23 protein-coding genes and 3 pseudogenes are annotated in these 23,349 nt (G+C 68.9%); 19 read left to right on the forward strand and 7 right to left on the reverse strand.

Going from position 1 to position 23,349, the window contains the following annotated elements:
• Nucleotides 1-286: 286 nt before the first annotated feature.
• From GORHZ_RS19560 to GORHZ_RS19585, 6 genes are all read right to left on the reverse strand, one after another.
• Nucleotides 287-1,180 carry an IS3 family transposase gene (locus tag GORHZ_RS19560; RefSeq protein WP_006336065.1) on the reverse strand — a complete coding sequence of 298 codons (894 nt, stop codon included), beginning with the start codon at nucleotides 1,178-1,180 and terminating at the stop codon, nucleotides 287-289.
• Nucleotides 1,177-1,389, reverse strand: a complete 213-nt coding sequence (locus tag GORHZ_RS19565) for a transposase (RefSeq protein WP_083877372.1) — start codon at nucleotides 1,387-1,389, stop codon at nucleotides 1,177-1,179. Before GORHZ_RS19565 ends, GORHZ_RS19560 begins: the two co-directional genes overlap by 4 nt.
• Before the next feature lie 7 nt (nucleotides 1,390-1,396).
• Entirely contained in the window at nucleotides 1,397-1,495 is a 99-nt protein-coding gene (locus GORHZ_RS32275) for a transposase (RefSeq protein WP_083877373.1), read from the reverse strand.
• A gap of 294 nt (nucleotides 1,496-1,789) precedes the next feature.
• Nucleotides 1,790-3,550 carry an IS1634 family transposase gene (locus GORHZ_RS19575; protein WP_245551474.1) on the reverse strand — a complete coding sequence of 587 codons (1,761 nt, stop codon included), beginning with the start codon at nucleotides 3,548-3,550 and terminating at the stop codon, nucleotides 1,790-1,792.
• A 186-nt stretch (nucleotides 3,551-3,736) separates the two neighbouring features.
• Nucleotides 3,737-5,110 (reverse strand): pyridoxal phosphate-dependent decarboxylase family protein, encoded by a 1,374-nt coding sequence (locus GORHZ_RS19580; RefSeq protein ID WP_006336068.1) that lies wholly within the window; start codon nucleotides 5,108-5,110, stop codon nucleotides 3,737-3,739.
• Nucleotides 5,111-5,153: 43 nt separating this feature from the next.
• A complete protein-coding gene (locus tag GORHZ_RS19585) occupies nucleotides 5,154-5,663 on the reverse strand; it encodes a LuxR C-terminal-related transcriptional regulator (protein WP_051998999.1) in 510 nt (169 codons plus the stop codon).
• Nucleotides 5,664-5,956: 293 nt separating this feature from the next.
• Here GORHZ_RS19585 and nadA point away from each other — a divergent pair, with 293 nt between their 5' ends.
• Together nadA and nadC are read left to right on the forward strand one after the other, a co-directional pair.
• Nucleotides 5,957-7,009, forward strand: coding sequence for a quinolinate synthase NadA (gene nadA / locus GORHZ_RS19590; RefSeq protein ID WP_040532592.1), 1,053 nt, complete (start codon nucleotides 5,957-5,959; stop codon nucleotides 7,007-7,009).
• Nucleotides 7,002-7,913: a carboxylating nicotinate-nucleotide diphosphorylase gene (gene nadC / locus GORHZ_RS19595; protein WP_006336071.1), complete on the forward strand. Its 912-nt coding sequence runs from the start codon at nucleotides 7,002-7,004 to the stop codon at nucleotides 7,911-7,913. Before nadA ends, nadC begins: the two co-directional genes overlap by 8 nt.
• 57 nt (nucleotides 7,914-7,970) lie before the next feature.
• On the opposite strand, the gene GORHZ_RS19600 is transcribed toward nadC, so the two are convergent.
• A complete protein-coding gene (locus tag GORHZ_RS19600) occupies nucleotides 7,971-8,636 on the reverse strand; it encodes a DUF4232 domain-containing protein (RefSeq protein WP_085948724.1) in 666 nt (221 codons plus the stop codon).
• A gap of 146 nt (nucleotides 8,637-8,782) precedes the next feature.
• On the opposite strand from GORHZ_RS19600, the gene hisD reads away from it, so the two are divergent.
• The 17 genes and pseudogenes from hisD to GORHZ_RS19685 all read left to right on the forward strand — a co-directional run.
• On the forward strand, nucleotides 8,783-10,126 hold the full coding sequence (gene hisD, locus GORHZ_RS19605; RefSeq protein WP_006336074.1) for a histidinol dehydrogenase: 1,344 nt from the start codon (nucleotides 8,783-8,785) through the stop codon (nucleotides 10,124-10,126).
• Nucleotides 10,123-11,259 (forward strand): histidinol-phosphate transaminase, encoded by a 1,137-nt coding sequence (locus GORHZ_RS19610; protein WP_006336075.1) that lies wholly within the window; start codon nucleotides 10,123-10,125, stop codon nucleotides 11,257-11,259. The genes hisD and GORHZ_RS19610 overlap by 4 nt, the downstream gene beginning before the upstream one ends.
• Complete coding sequence (gene hisB, locus GORHZ_RS19615) at nucleotides 11,260-11,889, forward strand: imidazoleglycerol-phosphate dehydratase HisB (RefSeq protein WP_006336076.1); 630 nt, start codon at nucleotides 11,260-11,262, stop codon at nucleotides 11,887-11,889.
• Nucleotides 11,886-12,527: an imidazole glycerol phosphate synthase subunit HisH gene (gene hisH, locus GORHZ_RS19620; RefSeq protein WP_006336077.1), complete on the forward strand. Its 642-nt coding sequence runs from the start codon at nucleotides 11,886-11,888 to the stop codon at nucleotides 12,525-12,527. The genes hisB and hisH overlap by 4 nt, the downstream gene beginning before the upstream one ends.
• Nucleotides 12,524-12,853: a hypothetical protein gene (locus GORHZ_RS19625; RefSeq protein WP_006336078.1), complete on the forward strand. Its 330-nt coding sequence runs from the start codon at nucleotides 12,524-12,526 to the stop codon at nucleotides 12,851-12,853. The genes hisH and GORHZ_RS19625 overlap by 4 nt, the downstream gene beginning before the upstream one ends.
• Nucleotides 12,846-13,589 (forward strand): bifunctional 1-(5-phosphoribosyl)-5-((5-phosphoribosylamino)methylideneamino)imidazole-4-carboxamide isomerase/phosphoribosylanthranilate isomerase PriA, encoded by a 744-nt coding sequence (gene priA, locus GORHZ_RS19630; RefSeq protein WP_006336079.1) that lies wholly within the window; start codon nucleotides 12,846-12,848, stop codon nucleotides 13,587-13,589. The genes GORHZ_RS19625 and priA overlap by 8 nt, the downstream gene beginning before the upstream one ends.
• A gap of 10 nt (nucleotides 13,590-13,599) precedes the next feature.
• Complete coding sequence (locus tag GORHZ_RS19635) at nucleotides 13,600-14,448, forward strand: inositol monophosphatase family protein (RefSeq protein WP_006336080.1); 849 nt, start codon at nucleotides 13,600-13,602, stop codon at nucleotides 14,446-14,448.
• A complete protein-coding gene (gene hisF, locus GORHZ_RS19640; protein ID WP_006336081.1) occupies nucleotides 14,445-15,245 on the forward strand; it encodes an imidazole glycerol phosphate synthase subunit HisF in 801 nt (266 codons plus the stop codon). The genes GORHZ_RS19635 and hisF overlap by 4 nt, the downstream gene beginning before the upstream one ends.
• Before the next feature lie 2 nt (nucleotides 15,246-15,247).
• On the forward strand, nucleotides 15,248-15,604 hold the full coding sequence (gene hisI, locus GORHZ_RS19645; protein WP_006336082.1) for a phosphoribosyl-AMP cyclohydrolase: 357 nt from the start codon (nucleotides 15,248-15,250) through the stop codon (nucleotides 15,602-15,604).
• A gap of 4 nt (nucleotides 15,605-15,608) precedes the next feature.
• Nucleotides 15,609-15,800: pseudogene (locus GORHZ_RS19650) on the forward strand (tautomerase family protein); the annotation flags it as partial.
• Entirely contained in the window at nucleotides 15,797-17,359 is a 1,563-nt protein-coding gene (locus GORHZ_RS19655; protein ID WP_040532581.1) for an anthranilate synthase component I, read from the forward strand. The pseudogene GORHZ_RS19650 and the gene GORHZ_RS19655, both read left to right, overlap by 4 nt.
• Nucleotides 17,359-18,051 carry a TIGR02234 family membrane protein gene (locus tag GORHZ_RS19660; RefSeq protein ID WP_006336088.1) on the forward strand — a complete coding sequence of 231 codons (693 nt, stop codon included), beginning with the start codon at nucleotides 17,359-17,361 and terminating at the stop codon, nucleotides 18,049-18,051. The genes GORHZ_RS19655 and GORHZ_RS19660 overlap by 1 nt, the downstream gene beginning before the upstream one ends.
• 72 nt (nucleotides 18,052-18,123) lie before the next feature.
• On the forward strand, nucleotides 18,124-18,942 hold the full coding sequence (gene trpC, locus GORHZ_RS19665; protein ID WP_006336090.1) for an indole-3-glycerol phosphate synthase TrpC: 819 nt from the start codon (nucleotides 18,124-18,126) through the stop codon (nucleotides 18,940-18,942).
• Between the two features lie 23 nt (nucleotides 18,943-18,965).
• Nucleotides 18,966-20,258, forward strand: a complete 1,293-nt coding sequence (gene trpB / locus GORHZ_RS19670; protein WP_006336092.1) for a tryptophan synthase subunit beta — start codon at nucleotides 18,966-18,968, stop codon at nucleotides 20,256-20,258.
• A complete protein-coding gene (gene trpA, locus GORHZ_RS19675; protein ID WP_006336094.1) occupies nucleotides 20,255-21,061 on the forward strand; it encodes a tryptophan synthase subunit alpha in 807 nt (268 codons plus the stop codon). The genes trpB and trpA overlap by 4 nt, the downstream gene beginning before the upstream one ends.
• Nucleotides 21,062-21,070: 9 nt before the next feature.
• Nucleotides 21,071-21,956 (forward strand): annotated as a pseudogene (lgt, locus tag GORHZ_RS19680) (prolipoprotein diacylglyceryl transferase); the annotation flags it as partial.
• Nucleotides 21,957-22,318: 362 nt separating this feature from the next.
• A pseudogene (locus GORHZ_RS19685) lies at nucleotides 22,319-23,349 on the forward strand (glutamate synthase subunit alpha); the annotation flags it as partial.

Genomic DNA, 23,349 nt, shown 5'->3' on the forward strand with positions numbered 1-23,349 from the left:
TACCAACGGCACCTGGACACTGGCCACAACGTAAGCTGGGCCCGCCGAGGCACAGTCCAGGTGGACAAATCCGCACAGTAGAAACCACAGGTCGACTCGGACCCTTATTCAGCAGGCTCCTAGTCAACGTCACCGCGGCTCATCGGAGATTCGGGTGGCCCCAGCCCGTCGGGGCAGGTCTACGCCGACTGGCTGGAACACCGCGGCCAGCCGTTCCGCGACGGGATGAGCTACCAAGCCCCAGACCCATCAACAGTGTGGGGCTCCCCCGAAAAAGTGGACACGGTTAGCGTGATTGCTGACTTATTCGTGAGCTGATCTCGAAGGCGATAGGTGAGATCATTCCCAGCGAGCTGTGTCTCCTGTCATGATTGTAGTATCTGAGGTAATTGTCAAGTCCTGCAGTAAGATTCGCGTAGCTGGTGAAAGCGTGACGCTTGTAGTACTCGTGCTTGACCGTCGACCACAGCGACTCGGAGCCGGCGTTATCCCAGCAGATCCCGGTTTCGCCCATCGAGCGCAGCAGCCCGTGCCGCGAGCATGCCGCGGCCATGTCATGGCTGGTGTACTGGCTGCCCCTGTCGCTGTGCATGATGGTGCCAGCCACCGGCCCGCCGCGGGTGAGCACGGCGGCGTTGACGGCGTCCTCGACCAGCTCGGTGCGCATGTGATCGGCCAGTGACCAGCCCAGCACCCGACGGGAGTGCTCATCGCGGATCGCACACAGGTACGCGTCACCGTCACCGCAGGTCAGATATGTGATGTCCGACGTCCAGACGACGTCGAGACGGCCACGGTCGAACTGGCGTCCGACCCGATCCGGCGGAAATGACGCCGTCGGATCGACCTGGGTGGTCTTGACCTTGAAGGTGCGCGGGCTGATGCCCTCGATGCCCATCTCGGCCATGATCTTGGCGACGGTGTTCTCCGAGACCGCCACACCCTCAGCGTGCAGGTCAGCGGTGATGCGCGGTGAACCGTAGGTACGCTGCGAGGCCTTCCAATGCGCGGCGATCTTGACCTCGAGATCGCGGCGCCGCTGCTGGCGCGGGGTCACCTCGGTACGCCGTTGGCGGGCCGCCCAGGCGTAGAACCCCGACCGCGATACCCCGATCAGCTCAGCGAGCCGTGTCACGTCGTGGTCGGCGCACTCCGCGGCGATGAGCTCGAACTTGCTCACCGATGCTGCTGGGCCGCAAAGTACGCCGATACTTTTTTCAGGAACATGATGTCGCGGTCCTTCTCGGCGACCTCAGCGCGCAGCCGCGTCAACTCCGCACGCTCGCTGGCTGACAGATCTCTATCCGGTGGAGCGTTGCGCAGATCGTCGGTGACGCCGTCGCGAACTCGTTCGGCGCGAACCCATTTGCCCAACAAGTTCTCGTGCACGTCAAGTTCAACGTGCCACCTCGGTGACCGGCCGGCCACCATCAATCACCCGACGAGCAGCCTCCACCTTGAACTCAGGTGTAAACGACCGACGCGTCCTGGACATGTCGACATCCTTCCAGCAGGACCCTTCGTCCCGCTATCTCGGGTGTCCACTCAAACTGGGGAGGTTCAGTGTGCCTTCGATCGAGATTTCGGCGGGGAGGCACGGCTCGTCTATGTACCGCCTGCAGAAGCAGCTCCTGGCGATCACCTGCGCCGGAGAAGTTGCCGACGCCGACGATTCGATCGCCGGGTTGCAGGAGCCAGTCCCCTAGACCGAAGTTACGGCCGTGTGGGTGGCTTTTCTTGGCTTGACCTGGGGATTTGTGTTCTTTGGTGGGGTTGGTTCTGGCTACGGTCAGGTCAGGGTGACCGGGATGGGGGTGTTGAGGAGGTCGAACGCGTGTCGTTGAGTGTCGGTGGGCACGGTCAGGGTGGCCACGGTGGGACTGGTGTCGGTGTAGCGCAGGTCGTTGCGGGTCAGGGTGGCCAGGTGGGTCAGCAAACCTTGGTAGGAGCGCACGGGTAGGCCGCCGTCGGTGGTTTTGCGGGCGGCTTTCTCGGTGGCGGCGGCGGAGCGGTGGGCGGGAGCGACGGGATCGTCGCGGTGCGGGGGGTGTTCGTCGGTGTAGGTCAACGGGGCCCACGCGTGGCGCAGGTGCCAGGTGAGGTAGCCGGCGAGCATGCAGATCAGCACGTGGGCGCGGACCCGGTCGTCGAGGCGGTGGTGGATGGGGCGCAGGTCGATGTCGATGGCTTTGAGGCTGCGGAAGTCACGTTCGACGTGGGCGAGGTTTTTGTAGGTCTCGATCACCGCGGTGGTGTCGAGGACCTCGGTGGTGGCGGTGGTGCGCAGGGTGTAGATGCCGTCGAGGGCGGCTTCGGCGGCGATGTGGTCCTCGTCGCGGGCCACGGTGATGCTGCCCTCGGTGATGGTGATCTGAAAGTGTTTGCCCATCTTGTGTTTTCCCACGACCTTCCCGACGCGGATACCGATCTTGCCGGCGTCGGTGAGGCGTCCGGCGGCCACGGCGTCGACGATGGCGCCCAGGGCGGTGTCGGTGGCGTCGAGCAGTTCGTTGCGTTTGCGGGCCCGTTCGGCGGCCAATGCCGGGTTGCGGCAACAGATCAGCCGTTCCCCGGGGTAGTCGGGGTGGGTGATCTCGGCGAAGTTCTGTTCGTCGAACAGACTCATCTGCAGGGGTCCGTTGTCGGCGGCCAGGGCGGCGATCTGCGGGGCGCGCAGCGCGGTCAGCCAGCCGATCCCGCCGAGTTCTTTCAGCGCGGTGATCCGCGCGTTGGTGATCATGCCGCGATCACCGACCATCAGCATGCCGGACAGCCCGAACGTCTCACGCACCGCAGTGACCGCGTGGGTGAAGGCGGTCGGGTCGGCGGTGTTGCCGGGAAACACCCGCACCGCGACCGGCCGTCCGACCGGGTCGGTGAGCAGCCCGTATTCGATTTGTTCGCACCCCTTTTTGCCGTCGCGGGAGTAGCCGCGAGCCGCCAACTCGCAGTGCCGGCCGGTCATCCACGAGGAGGACAGGTCGAACATGGCGATCCGCTTCGGATTCACCTCCGGATTCAGATGGGTTGTGGCCAGGCGTTTTTCGATGCGGTCCTGGCGGGCCAGCAGCCAGTCCATCGCCGCGTAGATCTCGTCGGTCTCGATGTCGGCCAGATCGAGGTCGGCGCCGAGGGTGGTGTCGGCGAACCAGGCGGCGGTGGCCAGTTTCGACGCCGGCGCCACCGCCCGGGCGGTGATCAACGCCATCGCCACATCCCGCATCCGCCCCGCCGGCCCCACCATCCCGGGCAGACCCAGCGCGGTGGCCTGGGCCCAGACCGCGGCCACATGCCCATGCGGCAGGGACCGCTCGATGGTGACCGCCTGACCGGCCGGCACCAGCGTGTCACCCTTGAGGGTGGCCTCGATCGCGGCGACCGCGGCGTCGGGCAGGGCCTTGAGGTTGGCCAGGGTTTCGTGGCGCACCTTGCCGCCCTCGCGGAACGTGCGCCGCAGCAACACCGACTCATACACGCGTTCTTCCCCGGACTTGGTCACATAACTGCGCTTGTTGCGGGCTACATGCATCGCGTCGCGGTGGGTCGACATAACCATATTTTAGAACGCTTTCCCGCCGACATCAGAGAACGACACACCATTTTAGTGGCTACAAATCACGGTACAAACATGCGCCCATCGGCAGGTCACGGACCAGAAATGACCAAAAACCGGTCGTAACTTCGGCCTAGACGGCACCGTGAGGCGTCATGGTCTGGCAGGTGAGTGCCGTGCCGTTCAGGCCCAGGACGCCGATCCCCGACGGGCTTCGGATGATGACCTCCTCTCGGCCGTCGCCGTCCAGGTCTCCGGCTGGTCCGAGGCGGTTGTCGGCGGTGTTGAGCAGCCATTCGTTCGAGCGGCTGCCGTTGCCGCATGCTCCCGGACGGCGATCGTCTGTTCGGGGGTGTCTGCCCGTACCAGTACCTGATTCAGGACGACCCGATTGAGCACGGTGAAACCGCCGGCACGCAGGCCCTCAGCCGCGTACTGGGCAAGGGATATGCACCGGTCGACCAGATCTTCCACGCCGGCGGACCCCAGTGTGCGCAACGCGGCCCAGACGCTGATGCCCCGGGCACGCCGCGACAGCTCGAGAGTGAGGTTCTTCTGGGCATCCTCGTCTCCGGACAGGTACGCCGTGTCCGAATTCATCGTCGACGAGAGTGCTTGTGCGTCGCGGAGGATCAGCATCGCCGCGTCGTACGGCGTGTTGAGCCACTTGTGCCCGTCCGTGGTCCAGCTGTCGGCCAGATCGACCGCGTCGGTGAGATACCGGTGCGAGCGAGACGCGCGTGCCCAGAGTCCGAACGCGCCGTCGATGTGCACCCACGCGCCGGCTGCCCGCGCCACCGGCAACACGTCGGCGAACGGGTCGAACTCCCCGGTGTTCACCTCGCCGGCCTGCAGGATCAGGATCGTGCGCTCATCAAGAGGCGGAACCGATTCGGTGCGCACCCGTCCGTGCTCGTCGACCGGGATGCGCTCAACGGTGTCGAGGCCGAACCCGAGTACGCGCACGGCGCGGACGATCGCGACGTGGGCCAGCTCCGACATCACCACCCGGATGTGGGGCGTCCCGATCAGCCCGCGACGATCCACATCCCAGCCCTGGCGGGCGAGCAGATCGCGCCGCGCCGCGGTCAGTGCGACCACCGCTCCGCTACCGGAGCTGGTGGTGAATCCGACCGCGGCCGACCGCGGGAGATCGAGCGCCTCCAACGCCCAACGCCCGGCCTGTTTCTCGACGACATGAGCGGCCGGCGAATTGTCGAACGCCGGCGCACACTGATCCCACGCAAGAACCAGTCGTTCGGCGGCCGCCGCGACGGGCAGGGTCGAGCCGACGACGAATCCGAAGTACCGCGGATCGTTCGAAGCCACGACACCCGCACCGACCACCTCGTCGAGCATGGCGAGGGTGTCGGCGGGCGCATGACCACGGTCAGACAATGGCTCGTCGACACGGCGCCGCAGCGTCGCCAGCGCATCCTCCGCTGGGAACACCGCCCGCCCGGGACTACCGATGCCCTCGGTCCAGCGGCGGGCCCGTCGGTCCGCGTCGGCCAGGAGTTCCAGTTCGGTTCCGGCGCCATCGGCGGGTTGTGTCATGTATCCATTTTCTGATCGCGCTCGATGCCGTAGGGCCGAGTCCTCAGAGCTCGTCGAGCGACAGGATGCCGTCCTGGATCGCCCGCGCGGCGAGCGCGGCCTTGGTGCGGGCCAGGCGGTTGACCGAGGCGTACTTCGCGCGAATTCGGGTCAGATGCGTGTTGACGGTTCCCATCGCGATGTTCAGTTCCTCGGCCACGACGATCTTCGAGTCGGTGAGCAGCCAGGTGCGCAGTACCTGGACCTCGCGGTCGGTGAGGTCCGGGCGGACCCGGTTCAGGCGGGCCGCCGGAGGTACCACGACCGGCGGAGGCGGCGGGATGGAACCGGACGGCCGCGGCGGACGGTGAGTTGCGACGTCTGCTACGACGAGATGAATGCCCATCGGTTCTCGGTGGCCAATCGGTTCTCGGTGGCCGACCGGATCGGTCCGGTTCTCCTCGGGACTGGTCACGGGTTGGGACGGGAGTCCGGGCAGGGGCATGCGGCGCGCCGCGAGTCGCGCCAGCGCGGCGTCGCGGCGGCGGACCCGTGCCGCAGCCATCGGGTCCATCGAGTCGTGCGGACCCGCGTAGGGAAGAAAACCGCCGGCAGGGGAGACGGTCATCGCTCGCTCACATTCTTCTCGGCGGCCCCGGGGGGTGCGGGACCGGCGGTTGTTCGGGACGAATTCGACGCTAGGGCGGCGCGTGAGAAAAGAAATGCGTAGTCGACTACTCGAATTGCCTCGGGAATGCCGCGTAAGTGACCGGTGTTACGATGGACAGCGTTTTCGATCACGAGTCGAAAACCTGGTCGCGGCACATGTACCGCGACCCCGAGCAGGACCTCTCGAGGGAGTGGCAGATGAGTATCACCACCGACCGTCCGGTGACCGGCCCCGGTCTGACCGATGCCGTGTGGGTCGACGGGCCCGGCGGGTACACCGGTGTCGAACCCACGCAGGAATGGGCCGACGAGGTCCGGCGCCTGGCACGCGCACGCAATGCGACGCTGTTGGCACACAATTATCAGCTGCCCGCGATCCAGGATGTCGCCGACCATGTCGGCGACTCGCTCGCACTTTCGCGGATCGCCGCCGAGGTCGACGCCGACGAGATCATCTTCTGTGGCGTGCACTTCATGGCAGAGACCGCGAAGATCCTCAGTCCCGAGAAGCGGGTGCTGATTCCCGACGCGCGCGCCGGCTGCTCCCTGGCCGACTCCATCACCGCCGACGATCTGCGCGAGTGGAAGGCCGATCACCCCGACGCCGTCGTCGTCTCCTACGTCAACACGACCGCGGAGGTGAAGGGTCTCACCGACATCTGCTGCACGTCGTCGAACGCGGTGGACGTCGTCGCATCCATCGATCCCGACCGTGAGGTGCTGTTCCTGCCCGACCAGTTCCTCGGCGCGCACGTCAAGCGCGAGACCGGTCGCGACAACATCCACATCTGGGCCGGCGAATGCCACGTCCACGCCGGCATCAACGGTGACGAGCTGACCGAGCAGGCGGCGGCGCACCCCGACGCGGACCTGTTCATCCACCCCGAATGTGGTTGCGCCACTTCGGCCCTGTACCTCGCCGGTGAGGGCGCCGTGCCGGACGACCGGGTCAAGATCCTGTCCACCGGCGGAATGATCGACGCCGCGAAGACGACCGGCGCCAAGCAGGTGCTGGTGGCCACCGAGATCGGCATGCTGCACCAGCTGCGCAAGGCCGCACCCGGGATCGACTTCCAGGCGGTCAACGACCGCGCGTCGTGCCCCTACATGAAGATGATCACCCCGGCCGCGTTGTTGCGGTCGCTGCGCGAGGGACGCGATGAGGTCTTCGTGGAGCCCGACGTCGCCGAACGCGCCCGCAAGAGTGTCGAGCGAATGATCGCCATCGGCAACCCAGGTTCGGGTGAGTAAGGAAGTGTCGACCGGCTTTGTCGGCCAGGCGGTCGCGGATACCACCGCGGACCTCGCCGTCACCGACGAGGTCCGGGCCCTGATCCGCACGGCCCTCGACGAGGACCTGCGATACGGGCCCGACGTCACCACGGCCGCGACGGTGCCCGCCGACGCCGTCACCGACGCGGCCATCGTCTCCCGTGCCGACGGTGTCATCGCGGGTCTGCCGGTCGTGCTCGCGGTGTTCGACGAGGTGATCGGTGCGCAGGCCTACCAGGTCACGTCGTCGGTGGCCGACGGTACACGGGTCGCACCCGGCGACGTCGTCCTCGCCGTCCGTGCGCCCACGGCGGCACTCCTGACCGCCGAGCGCACCGCCCTGAACCTCCTCTGTCACCTCTCGGGCATCGCCACCGCGACCGCCCGATGGGTCGAAGCCGTCGACGGCACGAACGCCCGGGTACGTGACTCCCGCAAGACCCTGCCCGGCCTGCGCTACCTGCAGAAATACGCAGTGCGTGCGGGCGGCGGGGTCAATCACCGGATGGGGCTCGGCGATGCGGCCCTCATCAAGGACAACCACGTCGCGGCGGCCGGCTCGGTCAGTGCCGCGCTCGCGGCCGTGCGTGCCGCGTCGCCGGACCTCCCGGTCGAGGTCGAGGTCGATTCGCTCGACCAGCTCGACGAGGTGCTGGCCCTCGAACCGCAGCTGGTGCTGCTGGACAACTTCGCCTTGTGGGAGACCCAGATGGCGGTCCAGCGGCGCAATACGCGCTCGCCGCAGACGAAGCTGGAGAGCTCGGGTGGGCTGACTCTGGACATGGCCGCCGACTACGCCCGCACCGGGGTCGACTACCTCGCGGTCGGTGCGCTGACCCATTCGGTCACGGTGCTCGACCTCGGTCTCGACATCCCTGTATAGAGGTCGGGGCTCGTGCAATCGCGAGGTCCGGCCGGGGACACCTTGGGTGCCCGGCGCTCACCCCGACATCGGGCCGACCGTCAGCAGCGGGGCCTGCGGGGAGCGGCAGCCGGTGGCGTTCGGGTAGCTGATGAACAGCGCTGCGGTGTTGTCCGGCGGATACACCCGGAATCCGTCCACGGGAGACGGTTCGCACGTCGCCGCGTCGTAGTTGCCGGCCTCGGTGACCTGCACCGCAGCGGTCGCCGTGCCGCCCGGCAACAACCGGACAACGGATGGCGGTGTTCCGGTCGAGGTGCGGCGGGCAGCCGCGCCGATCTGGGTGCCGTTGCCGTCCCCGACGAAGGAGACACCCGGGTAGCCGGTCAGGGTGCACTCGCGTGCACCCGTGTTGACGAGGGTGATGGTGAGACCGTATCCGCCGGCCGTGCCGCCACCGGCGGATTGCGCGACCGATCCGGCCAGTTCGCTCGTCGCGCAGCGTGTCGGAGCGGCCGGTGTGGATGTCGGTGTGGACGCGGGGGTCGACGCGGCGGACGTCGTCGGTGCCACCTCTGTGGTCGTCGTGGGGACCACCGGGCCGGTCGCCGACGACGGTGCCGTCGTGGTGTCGGCGGAGGTCGAGGTCCCGCCGGAACAGGCGGCCAGTGCGACAACCGAAGAGAGAGCGCCGAACCCTACGGCGACTCCGCGCGTCGCGGCGATGCAACTCGTGCGCGTCATCTCCCCATCATGACCCGATCCGACCCCGGACCGGCGGCGCCACGGCGAAGAGCCTCGGTTCGGACGGCCACCCGACCGCATGTGAAATCGAGTGGCCCGACCCCATATCCTGGATGAGAAAACCCCAGCCCACACAGGAGAGAACCATGCTCGCCCGAACCGACCTGCGCGGTGCCCGGCCCACGCTCGCAGAACTGCGACGTGCGCTGCCCCGCGGGGGCACCGACGTCAATGCCGTCCTCGACACGGTGACGCCGGTGGTCCATGCCGTCGCCGACCGCGGTGTCGAGGCGGCGCTGGAGTTCGGGGAGAAGTTCGACGGCATCCGGCCGGCCTCGGTCCGGGTACCCGCCGCCGTGATCGCCGACGCGCTCGAACGGCTCGACCCCGCCGTCGCCGATGCCCTGCGCGAATCGATCACGCGGGCGCGTACCGTGCATGCCGACCAGCGCCGCGAGACCACCCGAACCCAGGTCGTCGACGGCGGTGTGGTCAGCGAGAAGTGGATCCCGGTCCGGCGCGTGGGGCTCTACGTCCCCGGCGGAAACGCCGTCTACCCGTCGTCGGTGATCATGAACGTCGTTCCGGCCCAGGAGGCCGGCGTCGGGTCCCTCGTCGTCGCATCCCCGCCGCAGAAGGACTTCGGCGGCTGGCCGCACCCGACGATCCTCGCGGCGTGTGCACTGCTCGGCGTCGACGAGGTGTGGGCGGTCGGCGGTGCCCAGGGTGTCGCGCTGCTGACCTATGGCGGCGCCGACACCGACGACGCGGACGAGCCCGGCGGCGTCCTCGATCCCGTCGACCTCATCACCGGTCCCGGCAACATCTACGTGACCGCCGCCAAGCGACTGTGCCGGGGTGTCGTCGGCATCGACGCCGAGGCCGGCCCCACCGAGATCGCGATCCTTGCCGACGACTCGGCCGACGCGGGCATCCTCGCCTCCGACCTGATCAGCCAGGCCGAACACGACGTGCTCGCGGCGTCGGTGCTCGTCACCGACAGCGCGGAGCTCGCCGACGCGGTGGATGCCGCGCTCGAGGCGCAGGTCGCAGCGACCAAGCACCGCGAACGCGTGTCGACCGCGCTGTCGGGCCGCCAGTCGGGCATCGTCCTCGTCGACGACCTCGAGGCCGGTCTCGCCGTCGTCGACGCGTATGCGGCCGAACACCTCGAGATCCAGACCCGCGACGCGGCCGCGGTGGCTGACCGTGTGCACAACGCCGGCGCGATCTTCGTCGGCCCGTATGCGCCGGTCAGCCTCGGCGACTACTGCGCGGGTTCCAATCACGTTCTCCCGACGTCGGGTTCGGCGCGGTTCGCGTCGGGTCTGTCGGTGCAGACCTTCCTGCGGGGAGTGCACGTCATCGACTACGACGAGGCGGCGTTGCGCGACGTCGCGGACAAGGTCGTCACCCTCGCCGACGCCGAAGACCTGCCCGGTCACGGCGATGCGATCAAGCAGCGGTTCGTCGGGGGTGCCGGTTCGTGAGCACATCCGACACGGTGATCCCGGGTGGCCGGATCACCGTCGCCGACCTCCCGCTGCGCGACAACCTGCGCGGCAAGAGTGCCTACGGCGCACCGCAACTGAAGGTTCCGGTGGTGCTCAACACCAACGAGAACCCGCACCCGCCGTCGGCGGCACTGATCGACGACGTCGCGGAGTCCGCACGGGCCGCCGCCGCCGAACTGCACCGCTATCCCGACCGCGATGCGGTCGCGTTGCGCACCGACCTCGCGGCCTACCTGACGAAGGCCACCGGGGTCGCGTTGTCCGTCGAGAATCTCTGGGCGGCCAACGGGTCCAACGAGATCCTGCAACAGCTGCTGCAGGCCTTCGCCGGACCGGGCCGGGCCGCCCTGGGCTTCGTGCCGTCGTACTCGATGCACCCGATCATCTCCGACGGCACCGACACCACCTGGCTGCACGCGGTCCGTGCGTCGGACTTCTCGCTCGACGTCGACTACGCGGTGGCCGAGGTGAGCAACCGTTGCCCCGACGTCGTGTTCGTCACGTCGCCGAACAACCCGACCGGCGGGTCGATCGGGCTCGACGATCTGCGGCGCATCGTCGAGGCGGCGCCCGGCATCGTCATCGTCGACGAGGCCTACGGTGAGTTCTCCGAACGCCCCAGCGCGGTCGAACTGATCGACGAGTTCCCGGCGAAGGTGGTCGTGAGCCGCACCATGAGCAAGGCATTCGCCTTCGCGGGCGGCCGCCTCGGCTATTTGGCGGCGGCACCGGCCATCGTCGAGGCGCTGCTGCTGGTCCGGCTCCCGTATCACCTGTCGGTGTTGACGCAGGCCGCGGCACGCGCGGCGTTGCGGCACAGCGACGAAACCCTCGCCGGAGTCGCCGCGATCATCGCCGAACGTAAACGTGTCGTCGCCGAGCTCGCGGCGATGGGTTTTTCCGTCGTCGACTCCGACGCGAACTTCGTACTGTTCGGGCGGTTCCGGGATGCGCCGGCGTCCTGGCAGCGCTACCTCGACGACGGGGTGTTGATCCGTGACGTCGGCATCCCGCGCCACCTGCGTGTCACCATCGGCCTCACGGCCGAGAACGACGCGTTCCTCGACGTCAGCCGCAAGCTCGCATCCACCGATCTGGAGAATGGTTAAGTGACCACCGAAGAGTTCGAGCCGCGCATCGCCCGCGTCGAGCGGACCACCAAGGAGTCCTCGATCACCGTCGAACTCAACCTCGACGGCACCGGCGTCACCGAGATCTCCACGGGCATCGCCTTCTTCGACCACATGCTGACCGCATTCGGTCAGCACGGCAGCTTCGACCTCACCGTCGCCGCGACCGGTGACGTGGACGTCGAGGGACACCACACCATCGAGGACACCGCGATCGTGCTGGGTCAGGCCCTCGGACAGGCTCTCGGCGACAAGAAGGGCATCCGCCGCTTCGGCGACTGCTTCATCCCGATGGACGAGACCCTCGCGCACGCCGTCGTCGACGTCTCCGGGCGCCCCTACTGTGTGCACACCGGCGAACCCGAGCATCTGCTGACCGCGGTGATCGGCGGCTATCCCGGCGTGCCGTACTCGACGGTGATCAACCGGCATGTCTTCGAGTCCATCGCCCTCAACGCCCGCATCGCCCTGCACGTGCGGGTGCTGTACGGGCGCGACCAGCACCACATCACCGAGGCGGAGTTCAAGGCGGTGGCGCGGGCATTGCGCGTGGCCACCGAACGTGATCCGCGTGTCACCGGAGTGCCGTCGACGAAGGGTGCGCTGTGAGCAAACCCGCGATCACCGTCCTCGACTACGGGTCGGGCAACCTGCGCTCGGCGCAACGCGCCCTCGAGCGGGCCGGCGCAGAGGTGACGGTCACCCACGACCGGGACGCCGCGACCAACTGCGACGGTCTCGTCGTACCCGGTGTCGGCGCGTTCGCCGCGTGCATGGAAGGCCTCAAGGCCGTCAAGGGACATCGCATCATCGGGCAGCGCCTCGCCGGCGGACGGCCGGTCCTCGGTATCTGCGTCGGCATGCAGATCCTGTTCGAACGCGGCGTGGAGTTCGGCGTGGAGGCCGACGGCTGCGGGGAGTGGCCGGGCACCGTCACCCAGCTGCCGGCGCAGGTGCTGCCGCATATGGGCTGGAACACAGTCGAGGCGGCACAGGATTCGGTTCTGTTCGACGGTCTCGACGCCGACACCCGCTTCTACTTCGTGCACTCCTATGCCGCGCAGACATGGGACATGGACAACGACGGCACGCCTCTGGAGGCGCCGAAGCTGACCTGGGCCACCCATGGCGGACGGTTCCTCGCCGCCATCGAGAACGGCGCGTTGTCGGCGACGCAGTTCCATCCGGAGAAGTCCGGAGACGCGGGCGCACACCTGCTGCGCAACTGGGTGCGGTCGGTGTCGTGACCTCGCCCGGCGCGCCGCCGCCCGTCCGCTTCTCCTTCGCCAAGCTGGTGCTCTTCTCGCTGGGCGCCGGCGTCGTGGTCTTGGTGGTGGCGGTGCCGGTGATCCTGCTCATCGCGGCCTGGTCACCGGTCGCCGGGCTGATCGTGGCACTCGCCGCGGTGGTGGCGATGATCGCGGCGATCGGTACGGTCTCCACACGGATGGTCGCCACCGCCGAACGTGAGATCCTCGCCGCACGCGCCGCCGAAAGCGCCACCAACACAGACACCGACCCCGACCGACCCAATCCCCACCCGACAGACAGGAACCGCTCCACCGATGGGTAACACCCTTGAACTCCTTCCCGCCGTCGACGTCGCCGACGGGCAGGCCGTCCGCCTGGTCCAGGGCGCCGCGGGCACCGAGACCTCCTACGGCTCCCCGCGCGAGGCCGCGCTCGCCTGGCAGACCGACGGCGCCGAGTGGATTCACCTCGTCGACCTCGACGCCGCGTTCGGCCGCGGCAACAACCGGGAGCTGCTCGCCGACGTGGTCGGCGAACTCGACGTCAAGGTCGAGCTCTCCGGCGGCATCCGCGACGACGATTCGCTCGCCGCGGCGCTGGGCACCGGCTGCACCCGGGTCAACCTCGGCACCGCCGCCCTGGAGAACCCGGACTGGTGTGCCCGCGCCATCGACCGCTACGGCGACCGCATCGCCGTCGGCCTCGACGTCATCCGTGACGGCGACTCCTACCGGCTGCGCGGCCGCGGCTGGGTGACCGACGGCGGTGACCTGTGGGAGGTGCTCACACGTCTCAACGGTGACGGCTGCGCCCGCTACGTGGTCACCGACGTGTCGAAGGACGGCACCCTGGCCGGACCCAACCTCGAGTTGCTCGCCGAGGTGGCCGCCGCGACGTCGGCGCCGATCGTCGCCTCCGGCGGCGTGTCGGCCCTCGAGGACCTTGTCGCCATCGCCGGCCTGGTGGACCGCGGGGTGGAGGGCGCGATCGTCGGTAAGGCGCTCTACGCGGGCCGGTTCACGCTCCCCGAGGCGCTGTCCGCGGTGTCGGGAGCCTGACAGCGAGCCCATGACCTCTGCCTCCACCCTCGACTTCCCCCGGCTGCTGCACACCGCGGGCCAGGTCCTCGACTCCGTGGTCGACGAGTTCGTGGCCGGGCTAGGTGCGCCGAGCGCGGTAGCCAAGAGCGCCACGGACTTCGCCACCCAGGTCGACCTGGATCTGGAACGCCGCATCACCGCCGAACTCGCCGACCGCACTCAGATCGCCGTGCACGGGGAGGAGTTCGGCGGCCCGCCGGTCGACGAGGGCGTGGTCTGGGTCCTCGACCCGGTCGACGGCACGTACAACTACTCGACCGGCATGCCGCTGACCGGGATCCTGCTCGGCCTGCTCGTCGACGGGGCACCGACTCTCGGCCTCACCTGGCTGCCGCTGCAACACCGCCGCTACGCCGGACACGTCGACGGTCCGCTGCTGGTCGACGGCCGGCCCGCCGATCGACTCGCACCGACTGAGCTCTCCTCGGCCGCGGTCGCCTACGGCCCGTTCAACGCCTCCCACGGTGGCCGCTATGCGGGTCATCGACGCGCCGACGTGATCCGTGCGCTGAGTGCGCGGGTGGCGCGCCTGCGGATGACGGGCAGCACCGGCGTCGACCTCGCCTACACGGCGGCCGGGATCTTCGGCGGCGCCGTCGTGTTCGGTCGCCACGCGTGGGACAACGCGCCCGGGGCGGCCCTTGTGCGTGCAGCCGGTGGCGTCGCCACCGATCTCGGTGGCACGCCGTGGCGCGCCACGGCGACGTCGATCGTGACCGGTGCGCCCGGCCTGCACGACGAGCTGATGGACGTCATCGGTGAGGTCGTCGGCGACGAATGGTCCACCCGCCCCACAGAACTCGGAGGTCACCCATGACAGTCGCGGTCCGTGTCATCCCGTGTCTGGATGTCGATGACGGGCGGGTGGTGAAGGGTGTCAACTTCCAGAACCTGCGCGATGCCGGGGATCCGGTCGAACTCGCCGCCCGCTACGACAAGGAGGGCGCCGACGAACTGACCTTCCTCGACGTGACCGCGTCGAGTTCGGGTCGCTCCACGATGATCGACGTGGTCAAGCGGACCGCCGACCAGATCTTCATCCCGCTCACCGTGGGCGGCGGCATCCGGACCGTCGACGACGTGGACACGATGCTGCGCGCCGGCGCGGACAAGGTCAGCGTGAACACCGCCGCCATCGCCCGGCCCGACGTGCTCGCCGAGATGAGCCGCCGGTTCGGGTCCCAATGCATCGTGCTGTCGGTCGACGCCCGCACAGTTCCCGAGGGTTCGCCGCCGACGCCGTCGGGGTGGGAGGTCACCACCCACGGCGGGCGTGAGGGCACCGGTATCGACGCCGTCGAATGGGCCCGCCGCGGCCAGGATCTCGGTGTCGGCGAAATCCTGCTGAACTCGATGGACGCCGACGGGACGAAGCAGGGATTCGACCTGCGGATGCTGAAGGCGGTTCGCGCGGCGGTCCACGTCCCGGTGATCGCGAGCGGCGGCGCCGGTGCCGTCGACGACTTCGCCCCGGCGGTGCAGGCCGGTGCCGACGCGGTGCTCGCCGCGTCGGTGTTCCACTTCGGCGAGTTGACCATCCCCGAGGTGAAGGCCGCGATGTCGGCCGACGGGATCATCGTGCGCACCGAGCGCGACACCGAAGCGAGGATCTGACGATGACGCTCGACCCCGGCATCGCCGCCCGGCTCAAACGCAACGCCGACGGGCTTTTCACCGCGGTCGCCCAGGAACGCGACTCCGGCACCGTGCTCATGGTGGCGTGGATGGACGACACCGCGCTGGAACGGACACTGGCCACCCGGCGGGCCACCTACTGGTCGCGGTCGCGCGGGGAGTACTGGGTGAAAGGCGACACCAGCGGCCACACCCAGTACGTCCACGACGCCCGCCTCGACTGCGACGGCGACACGGTGCTACTCGTCGTCGACCAGGTGGGGGCCGCGTGCCACACCGGCAACCACAGCTGCTTCGACACCCCGTCGCTGCCGTTCGCGGACGGGAACCAACGATGAAAGGCGGGCGACGCCCATGCCGCTGATCCAGATCTCGCAAACCCCCGGGCTGTCCGATCGCGTCAAGCGCGAGACCATCGCGGCAGTCACCGAGGCGTATGCGAAGGCCACCGGCAAGAATCCCGATTCGGTGTGGGTCACCATCACCGAGGTCCCGCGCACCCAGTGGGGCGTCGGCGGCGAGCCGCTCGGATGAGCACCGGCGCACGGATGACCGATTCGACGACGACCAGCCTCGCGGACTTCCTCGACCTCGCGGCCGACCACCGGGTCGTCCCGGTCACCCGCAAGGTGCTTGCCGACTCGGAGACCCCGCTGTCGGCCTACCGCAAGCTCGCCGGCGATCGTGACGGGACCTTCCTGCTGGAATCGGCGGAGAACGGGCGATCCTGGTCGCGGTGGTCGTTCATCGGCGCGCGGTCGCCGTCGGCGCTCACCGTCGTCGACGGCGAGGCGCGATGGTGGGGTGAGGTGCCGACCGGGGCGCCCGAGGGCGGCGACCCGCTCGCGGCGCTCGCCGAGTCGCTGCGGCTGCTCGCCACCGACCCGTTCCCGGACATGCCGCCGCTGACCGGCGGTTTCGTGGGCTTCATGGCCTACGACATGGTGCGCCGCCTCGAACGGCTCCCGGAGACGACGGCCGATGATCTCGGTCTCCCGGACATGATGATGCTGCTGGCCACCGACCTGGCCGCGGTCGACCACCACGAGGGCACCATCACGCTCATCGCCAACGCCGTCAACTGGGACGGGTCGGCGGAACGCGCCGAGCAGGCCTACGCCGACGCGGTGGCCCGCCTCGACCGGATGACCGAGGCCCTGGCTGCCCCGGCGCCGTCGACGGTGTCCCATTTCGACCGCCCGGCCCCGCGGTATCGCGCCCAGCGGACGCTGGCCGAGTACGGCGAGATCGTCACCAGCCTGGTCGGCGAGATCGAGGCCGGCGAGGCGTTCCAGGTGGTGCCGTCGCAGCGGTTCGAGATGGATACCGATGCCGACCCCATCGACGTCTACCGCGTCCTGCGGGCGTCCAACCCGAGCCCGTACATGTACCTGCTGCGGATACCCGCGGTGGGTGGGCGCGCGCCGTTCACGATCGTGGGGAGCAGCCCCGAGGCCCTGGTCACCGTCACCGACCGGATCGCGACGACCCACCCGATCGCCGGCACCCGCTGGCGCGGCAAGACCGAGGAAGAGGACCACCTGCTCGCCAAGGCTCTCGTCGAGGACGAGAAGGAGAACGCCGAGCACCTCATGCTCGTCGATCTCGGCCGCAACGATCTCGGACGCGTCTGCCGTCCGGGCACCGTCAAGGTCAGCGACTACCGCCACGTCGAGCGCTACAGCCATGTGATGCACCTGGTGTCCACGGTGTCGGGCACCCTGCGCGACGACAAGCAGGCGCTCGACGCGGTCACCGCCTGCTTCCCTGCCGGCACGCTCACCGGTGCGCCGAAGGTGCGAGCGATGGAACTGATCGAGGAACGCGAGCTGACCCGCCGCGGCCTCTACGGCGGCATCGTCGGCTACCTCGACTTCGCCGGCGACGCCGACACCGCGATCGCGATTCGCACCGCGGTGATCGCAGACGGCAAGGCGTACGTGCAGGCCGGTGGCGGGGTGGTCGCCGACAGCGAACCCGAATACGAGTACAACGAGGCCCGGAACAAGGCCACCGCGGTGCTCAACGCGGTCGCCGCGGCGGGCACGATGCGCCGGGTCGGCGCCGACGACACAGGGGAGTCGGGATCGTGATGACCGCGCACCCACCGTCGGAGGTCGACCCCGCGGCGGCCGCCAAAACGTTCCTGCGTCGCCGCCAGATCTACGCCGCGATCCTGCTGGCGCTGGCGGCGGTGGCGTTCTGGTCCGCGTCGCGACTGGTCTGGGCGGATGTGCTGGCCGCCGACGGGTTGGCGCCGGCGCGGACCTTCGACGTCGCGGGCTCCGACTGGAGTCCGTGGCTGACCCCGGTGGCGCTGGTACTGCTCGCGGCGATCCTCGCCGCGTTCTCGGTGCGCGGGTGGGGACTGCGCCTGATCGCGATCCTCGTCGCGGCCGCCGGGGTGATCGCGGCGCTGCCGGCGATCTCACTGCTCACCGGTGGCGCCGACTCCGAATACGCGTCCAAGGCCGGCACCATCCCCGACCGGTTCCAGGTCCTGCTCATCACCACGAACGCGTGGGCGGCGGTGGTCGTGCTGGTCGGGTCGGTGTGCGCCATCGGCGCGGGCGTGTTCCTGATGCGCGTGGCGGGCGGCGCCCGGATGTCGTCGAAGTACACCACACCGGGCGCGCGGCGAGAGGAGTTGGAGCGCCAGATCTTCGCCGACCACGAGAAGCGGAAGGCGGCCGACGACGCCAAGCCCGCCAACGAACGGATGATGTGGGACGCGCTCGACACCGGCATCGATCCCACCGATCTGCCCGACGACAAGCGCGACTGACCCGGAATCGGTGTCCGCGGGCCCGCGGGCTACCCTGAACACCACACGTATACCGAAAGGGGCCCTGCGGAAGTGAGTACGCCGTCTGTCCTCGACTCCATCATCGAGGGAGTCAAAGCCGACGTCGCCGCACGTGAGGCCGTGGTCGATTACGCGGCGATCAAGGCGGCGTCCGCGCAGGCCCCCGAGCCGAAGGACGCGATGGCAGCGCTCCGCCAACCCGGCATCGGGGTGATCGCCGAGGTGAAGCGGGCCAGCCCGTCCAAGGGGGAACTCGCCGACATCCCCGATCCCGCCGAACTGGCCAGTGCGTATGAGGCGGGCGGCGCGCGGATCATCAGCGTGCTCACCGAGGAACGACGCTTCCACGGGTCCCTGGCCGACCTCGACAGCGTGCGGGCCGCGGTGAACATTCCGGTACTGCGCAAGGACTTCATCGTCGGGCCGTATCAGATCCACGAGGCGCGGGCGCACGGCGCCGACGTCATCCTGCTCATCGTCGCGGCCCTCGAGCAGAACGTTCTCGCTGCGCTGCTCGACCGCACCGAGAGCCTCGGCATGACCGCGCTCGTCGAGGTCCACACCGAGGAAGAGGCCAACCGTGCCCTCGAGGCCGGTGCGTCGGTCGTCGGGGTCAACGCGCGCAACCTGAAGACCCTCGAGGTCGACCGCGACTGCTTCGCACGCATCGCCCCCGGACTGCCCACCAAGGTCATCCGGGTCGCCGAGTCCGGTGTCCGCGGGACCGCCGACCTGCTGGCCTACGCCGGTGCCGGCGCCGATGCCGTACTGGTCGGGGAGGGGCTGGTCACCAGCGGAGATCCCCGTGCGGCGGTGTCCGAGCTCGTCACCGCCGGGACGCACCCGTCCTGCCCGAAACCCGTTCGCTGACCCGCCGCTTCCGATGAGGGACCGTGACCACCGACACCCCTGACGTGCATTACCCGCCGGCGAGCGCCGGCATCACGACACGCACCTCGCTCGAGCCCGACGACACCGGACACTTCGGCGTCTACGGCGGACGCCACGTCCCCGAGGCCCTGATGGCCGTCATCGACGAGGTCACCACGACCTACCAGAAGATGCGCTCCGACGAGGACTACCTCGGCGAACTCGATCGCCTGCAGCGCGACTACACCGGCCGGCCGTCACCGCTCTACGAGGCGACCCGGCTACGCGAGGCGGCCGGCGGCGCGCGGATCTTCCTCAAGCGCGAGGACCTCAACCACACCGGCTCGCACAAGATCAACAACGTGCTAGGTCAGGCGTTGCTGGCCAAGCGGATGGGCAAATCGCGGGTCATCGCCGAAACCGGCGCCGGACAGCACGGCGTCGCCACCGCGACCGCCTGCGCCCTGCTCGATCTCGAGTGCGTCATCTACATGGGCCGGGTGGACACCGACCGGCAGGCGCTCAACGTCGCCCGGATGCGGCTTCTCGGTGCCGAGGTCATCGCCGTCGACAACGGATCGGCGACCCTCAAGGACGCCATCAACGAGGCGCTGCGCGACTGGGTGACCAACGCCCACAACACCTACTACTGCTTCGGTACGGCCGCCGGCCCGCATCCGTTCCCGATGATGGTGCGCGACTTCCAGCGTGTCGTCGGACTCGAGGCGCGCGCGCAGATCCTGGAGCAGGCGGGTCGGCTGCCCGACGCGGTGGTGGCGTGCGTCGGCGGCGGCTCCAACGCGATCGGCATCTTCCATCCGTTCCTCGACGATCCCGGCGTCCGGCTCGTCGGCTACGAGGCGGCCGGTGACGGCGTCGAGACCGGTCGGCATGCCGCGACCTTCACCGGCGGGACGCCGGGGGCATTCCAGGGCGCCTACTCCTATCTGCTGCAGGACGCCGACGGGCAGACGATCGAATCGCATTCGATCTCGGCCGGTCTGGACTATCCGGGGGTGGGGCCCGAGCACGCCTACCTCAAGGACATCGGCCGCACCGAGTACGAGCCGATCACCGACACCGAGGCGATGGACGCCCTGGCGCTGCTGAGCCGCCGCGAGGGCATCATCCCCGCCATCGAATCCGCGCATGCGGTGGCCGGCGCCTGCAAACTCGGCCGGGAACTCGGCGACGGGGCGATCATCGTCGTCAGCTTGTCGGGCCGTGGCGACAAGGACGTCGACACCGCCGCGCGGTGGTTCCATCTGTTCGATCCGCCGCCGTCGCAGGGCGAGGCGACGGGAGCATCCGCATGAGCGCGCCGTCGAAGCTCGGGCCCACCTTCGCCCGCTGTCGCGAGGAGGGACGGGCCGCCCTCATCGGCTACCTGCCGGTCGGGTACCCGACCGTGGACGCGTCGGTCGAGCACTTCCGCACGATGGTGGCCGCCGGCTGCGACATCATCGAGGTCGGCATCCCGTACTCCGACCCCGTCATGGACGGCCCGACCATCCAGGACGCCGCCGACGTCGCGTTGCGCAACGGCGTGCGGGTCCGTGACGTCTTCACCGCGGTGGAGGCCATCGCCGAGGCCGGCGGACAGTCGGTGGTGATGAGCTACTGGAACCCCGTGCTGCAGTACGGCGTCGAGAAGTTCTCCCGCGACCTCGCGGCCGCCGGTGGCGCCGGCATGATCACCCCGAACCTGATCCCGGAGGAGGGCGGCGCATGGCAGGCCGCCTCCGACACCTACGGACTCGACCGGATCTACCTGGTTGCGCCGTCGTCGACCAACGAGCGGCTGGCCATGACGATCGACGCGTCGCGGGGCTTCATCTATGCGGCCTCGACGATGGGTGTGACCGGCGCGCGGGATGCGGTGTCGGATATGGCCCCGGATCTGTGTGCCCGCGTCCGGGCGTACTCCGACATTCCGATCGGTGTCGGTCTCGGCGTGCGCAGCGGTGCCCAGGCGGCGGAGATCGCCGCCTACGCCGACGGGGTCATCGTCGGATCTGCGCTGGTCAGCGCGGCGAAGTCCGGCAATGGCGAGCTGGCGGCACTGGTCGGCGAACTCGCCGAGGGAGTCCGGGCCGCCCCGGCGCGGCCCTCCCACTAGTGTGGCAGCGTGACAACGGTCCTCGCCTATATCCCCAGCCCGCCCCAGGGTGTCTGGTATCTCGGCCCGTTCCCGATCAGGGCTTACGCGCTGTGCATCATCGCCGGCATCATCGTCGCCGTCTGGTGGGGCGATCGGCGTTGGCAGGCCCGCGGCGGCCGACCCGGCGAGGTCCTCGACGTGGCGATCTGGGCGGTACCGTTCGGCCTGCTGGGCGGCCGGCTCTATCACCTCGCGACCGACTGGACCACCTATTTCGGTGACGGCCCGAAGACCCCGGTCGACGCCCTGAAGATCTGGGACGGCGGCCTGGGCATCTGGGGTGCGGTGGCGTTCGGCGCGCTCGGCGCGTGGATCGGTGCCCGACGACACGGCATCAAGCTGCCGCCGTTCGGCGACGCGATTGCACCGGCCATCCTGCTCGCGCAGGCGATCGGCCGACTCGGCAACTACTTCAACCAGGAACTCTACGGTCGCGAGACCACCGTGCCGTGGGGCCTGAAGATCTACGAGCGGGTGGATTCGAGCGGCTACGCCGATCCCGGACTGATCACCGGGACCTCGAACGGCACCGTGGTCGCGATCGTGCACCCGACGTTCCTCTACGAGATGCTCTGGAACATCGCGGTGGTCGTCGCGCTCGTCGTCGTGGACCGGCGCTTCCGGATCGGGCACGGTCGCCTGTTCGCCCTGTACGTGGCGGGTTACTGCGTCGGCCGATTCGCCATCGAGCTGATGCGCTCCGACCACGCCTCGCACATCTTGGGCGTGCGCGTCAACGTATTCACCGCGGTGATCGTGTTCGCCTGCGCGGCCGCCTACTTCATGATCGCGCCGCGCGGCCGGGAGCAGGGCCTGGAGATCTACCACCCGCAGCGTGCCGCGGAGCTCGACGCAGAGCTCGCCGACGGCACCTCGAATCCCGCCGACGGCACCCCGGATCCCGCCGATGGCACCTCGAATCCCGCCGACGGCACCCCGGATCCCGCCGACGGCACCTCGAATTCCGCCGACGGCACCCCCGAATCCGACTCGAAGCACTGAGAACCCACCGACACCGGGTCGTGGGAATCACAAGCGTCATCGCCTGCGGCAGCATGGAGTACGCGGCAGTGGCCGCAGGGTTCGGATAGAGTTAAGCCTCACGGTGCGCGAGGTCAACCATCGGATTTCGGGCACCGGCACTGCTCCACGGGCCAGCGCTGTCCCAGCGGACATCGAGCAATGCGATTCGTACGAGTCGAGTGGAGGTTCGAGATGTTGTTTTCTGCTCTCCCGGCCAAACAGGGCCTGTACGACCCCGAGGCCGAGGTCGACTCGTGCGGTGTTGCGATGGTCGCCGACGTCCATGGCCGGCGCTCCCATTCGATCGTCGCCGACGGTCTCCTCGCGCTGGAGAACCTCGAACACCGCGGTGCGGCCGGTGCCGAGGCCAACAGTGGTGACGGCGCGGGCATCCTCATTCAGCTGCCCGACGAATTACTCAGGGCAGTAGTCGATTTCGACCTGCCCGCCCCGACCGCAGACGGCGCCAACACGTATGCGGCAGGTGTCTGCTTCCTGCCCGCGGATCCCGTTCTGCGCGAACGCGCCATCGAACGGGTCAGCGCCCTCGCCGACGCCGAGGGCGTCACCATCCTCGGCTGGCGCGACCTGCCCGTCGACCCTGAACGCGCCGATGTCGGTGAGACCGCACTCGGGTGCATGCCGTTCATGATGCAGCTGTTCGTGACGGTCGACCCGGCCGCGGGGGAGCAGCGTCTCGGTGGCCTGGAACTCGACCGCTTCATCTACCCGTTCCGCAAGCAGGCCGAACGCGTCACCCCGGAGATCGAGGAGGCCGGCACCGGCCTCTACTTCCCGTCGCTGTCGAGCCGGACGATGGTCTTCAAGGGCATGCTCACGACGATGCAGCTGCCGGCGTACTACGACGACCTGCGCGACGAGCGCTGCATGTCCGCGATCGCCATCGTGCACTCGCGTTTCTCGACCAACACCTTCCCGTCGTGGCCCCTGGCGCATCCGTTCCGTTTCGTCGCCCACAACGGCGAGATCAACACCGTGCGCGGCAACCGGAACCGGATGCGTGCCCGCGAGGCGCTGCTGCAGACCGATCTGATCCCCGGTGATCTGCGGCGCGCCTTCCCGATCTGCACTCCCGAGGCATCGGACTCGGCATCACTCGACGAGGTGCTCGAACTGCTGCACCTCGGTGGCCGCAGCGTGCCGCACGCCGTGATGCTGATGGTGCCGGAGGCCTGGGAGAACGTGCCGGACATGGACCCCAA

It is taken from the genome of Gordonia rhizosphera NBRC 16068 (genome assembly GCF_000298195.1).
Taxonomy (GTDB): Bacteria; Actinomycetota; Actinomycetes; order Mycobacteriales; family Mycobacteriaceae; genus Gordonia; species Gordonia rhizosphera.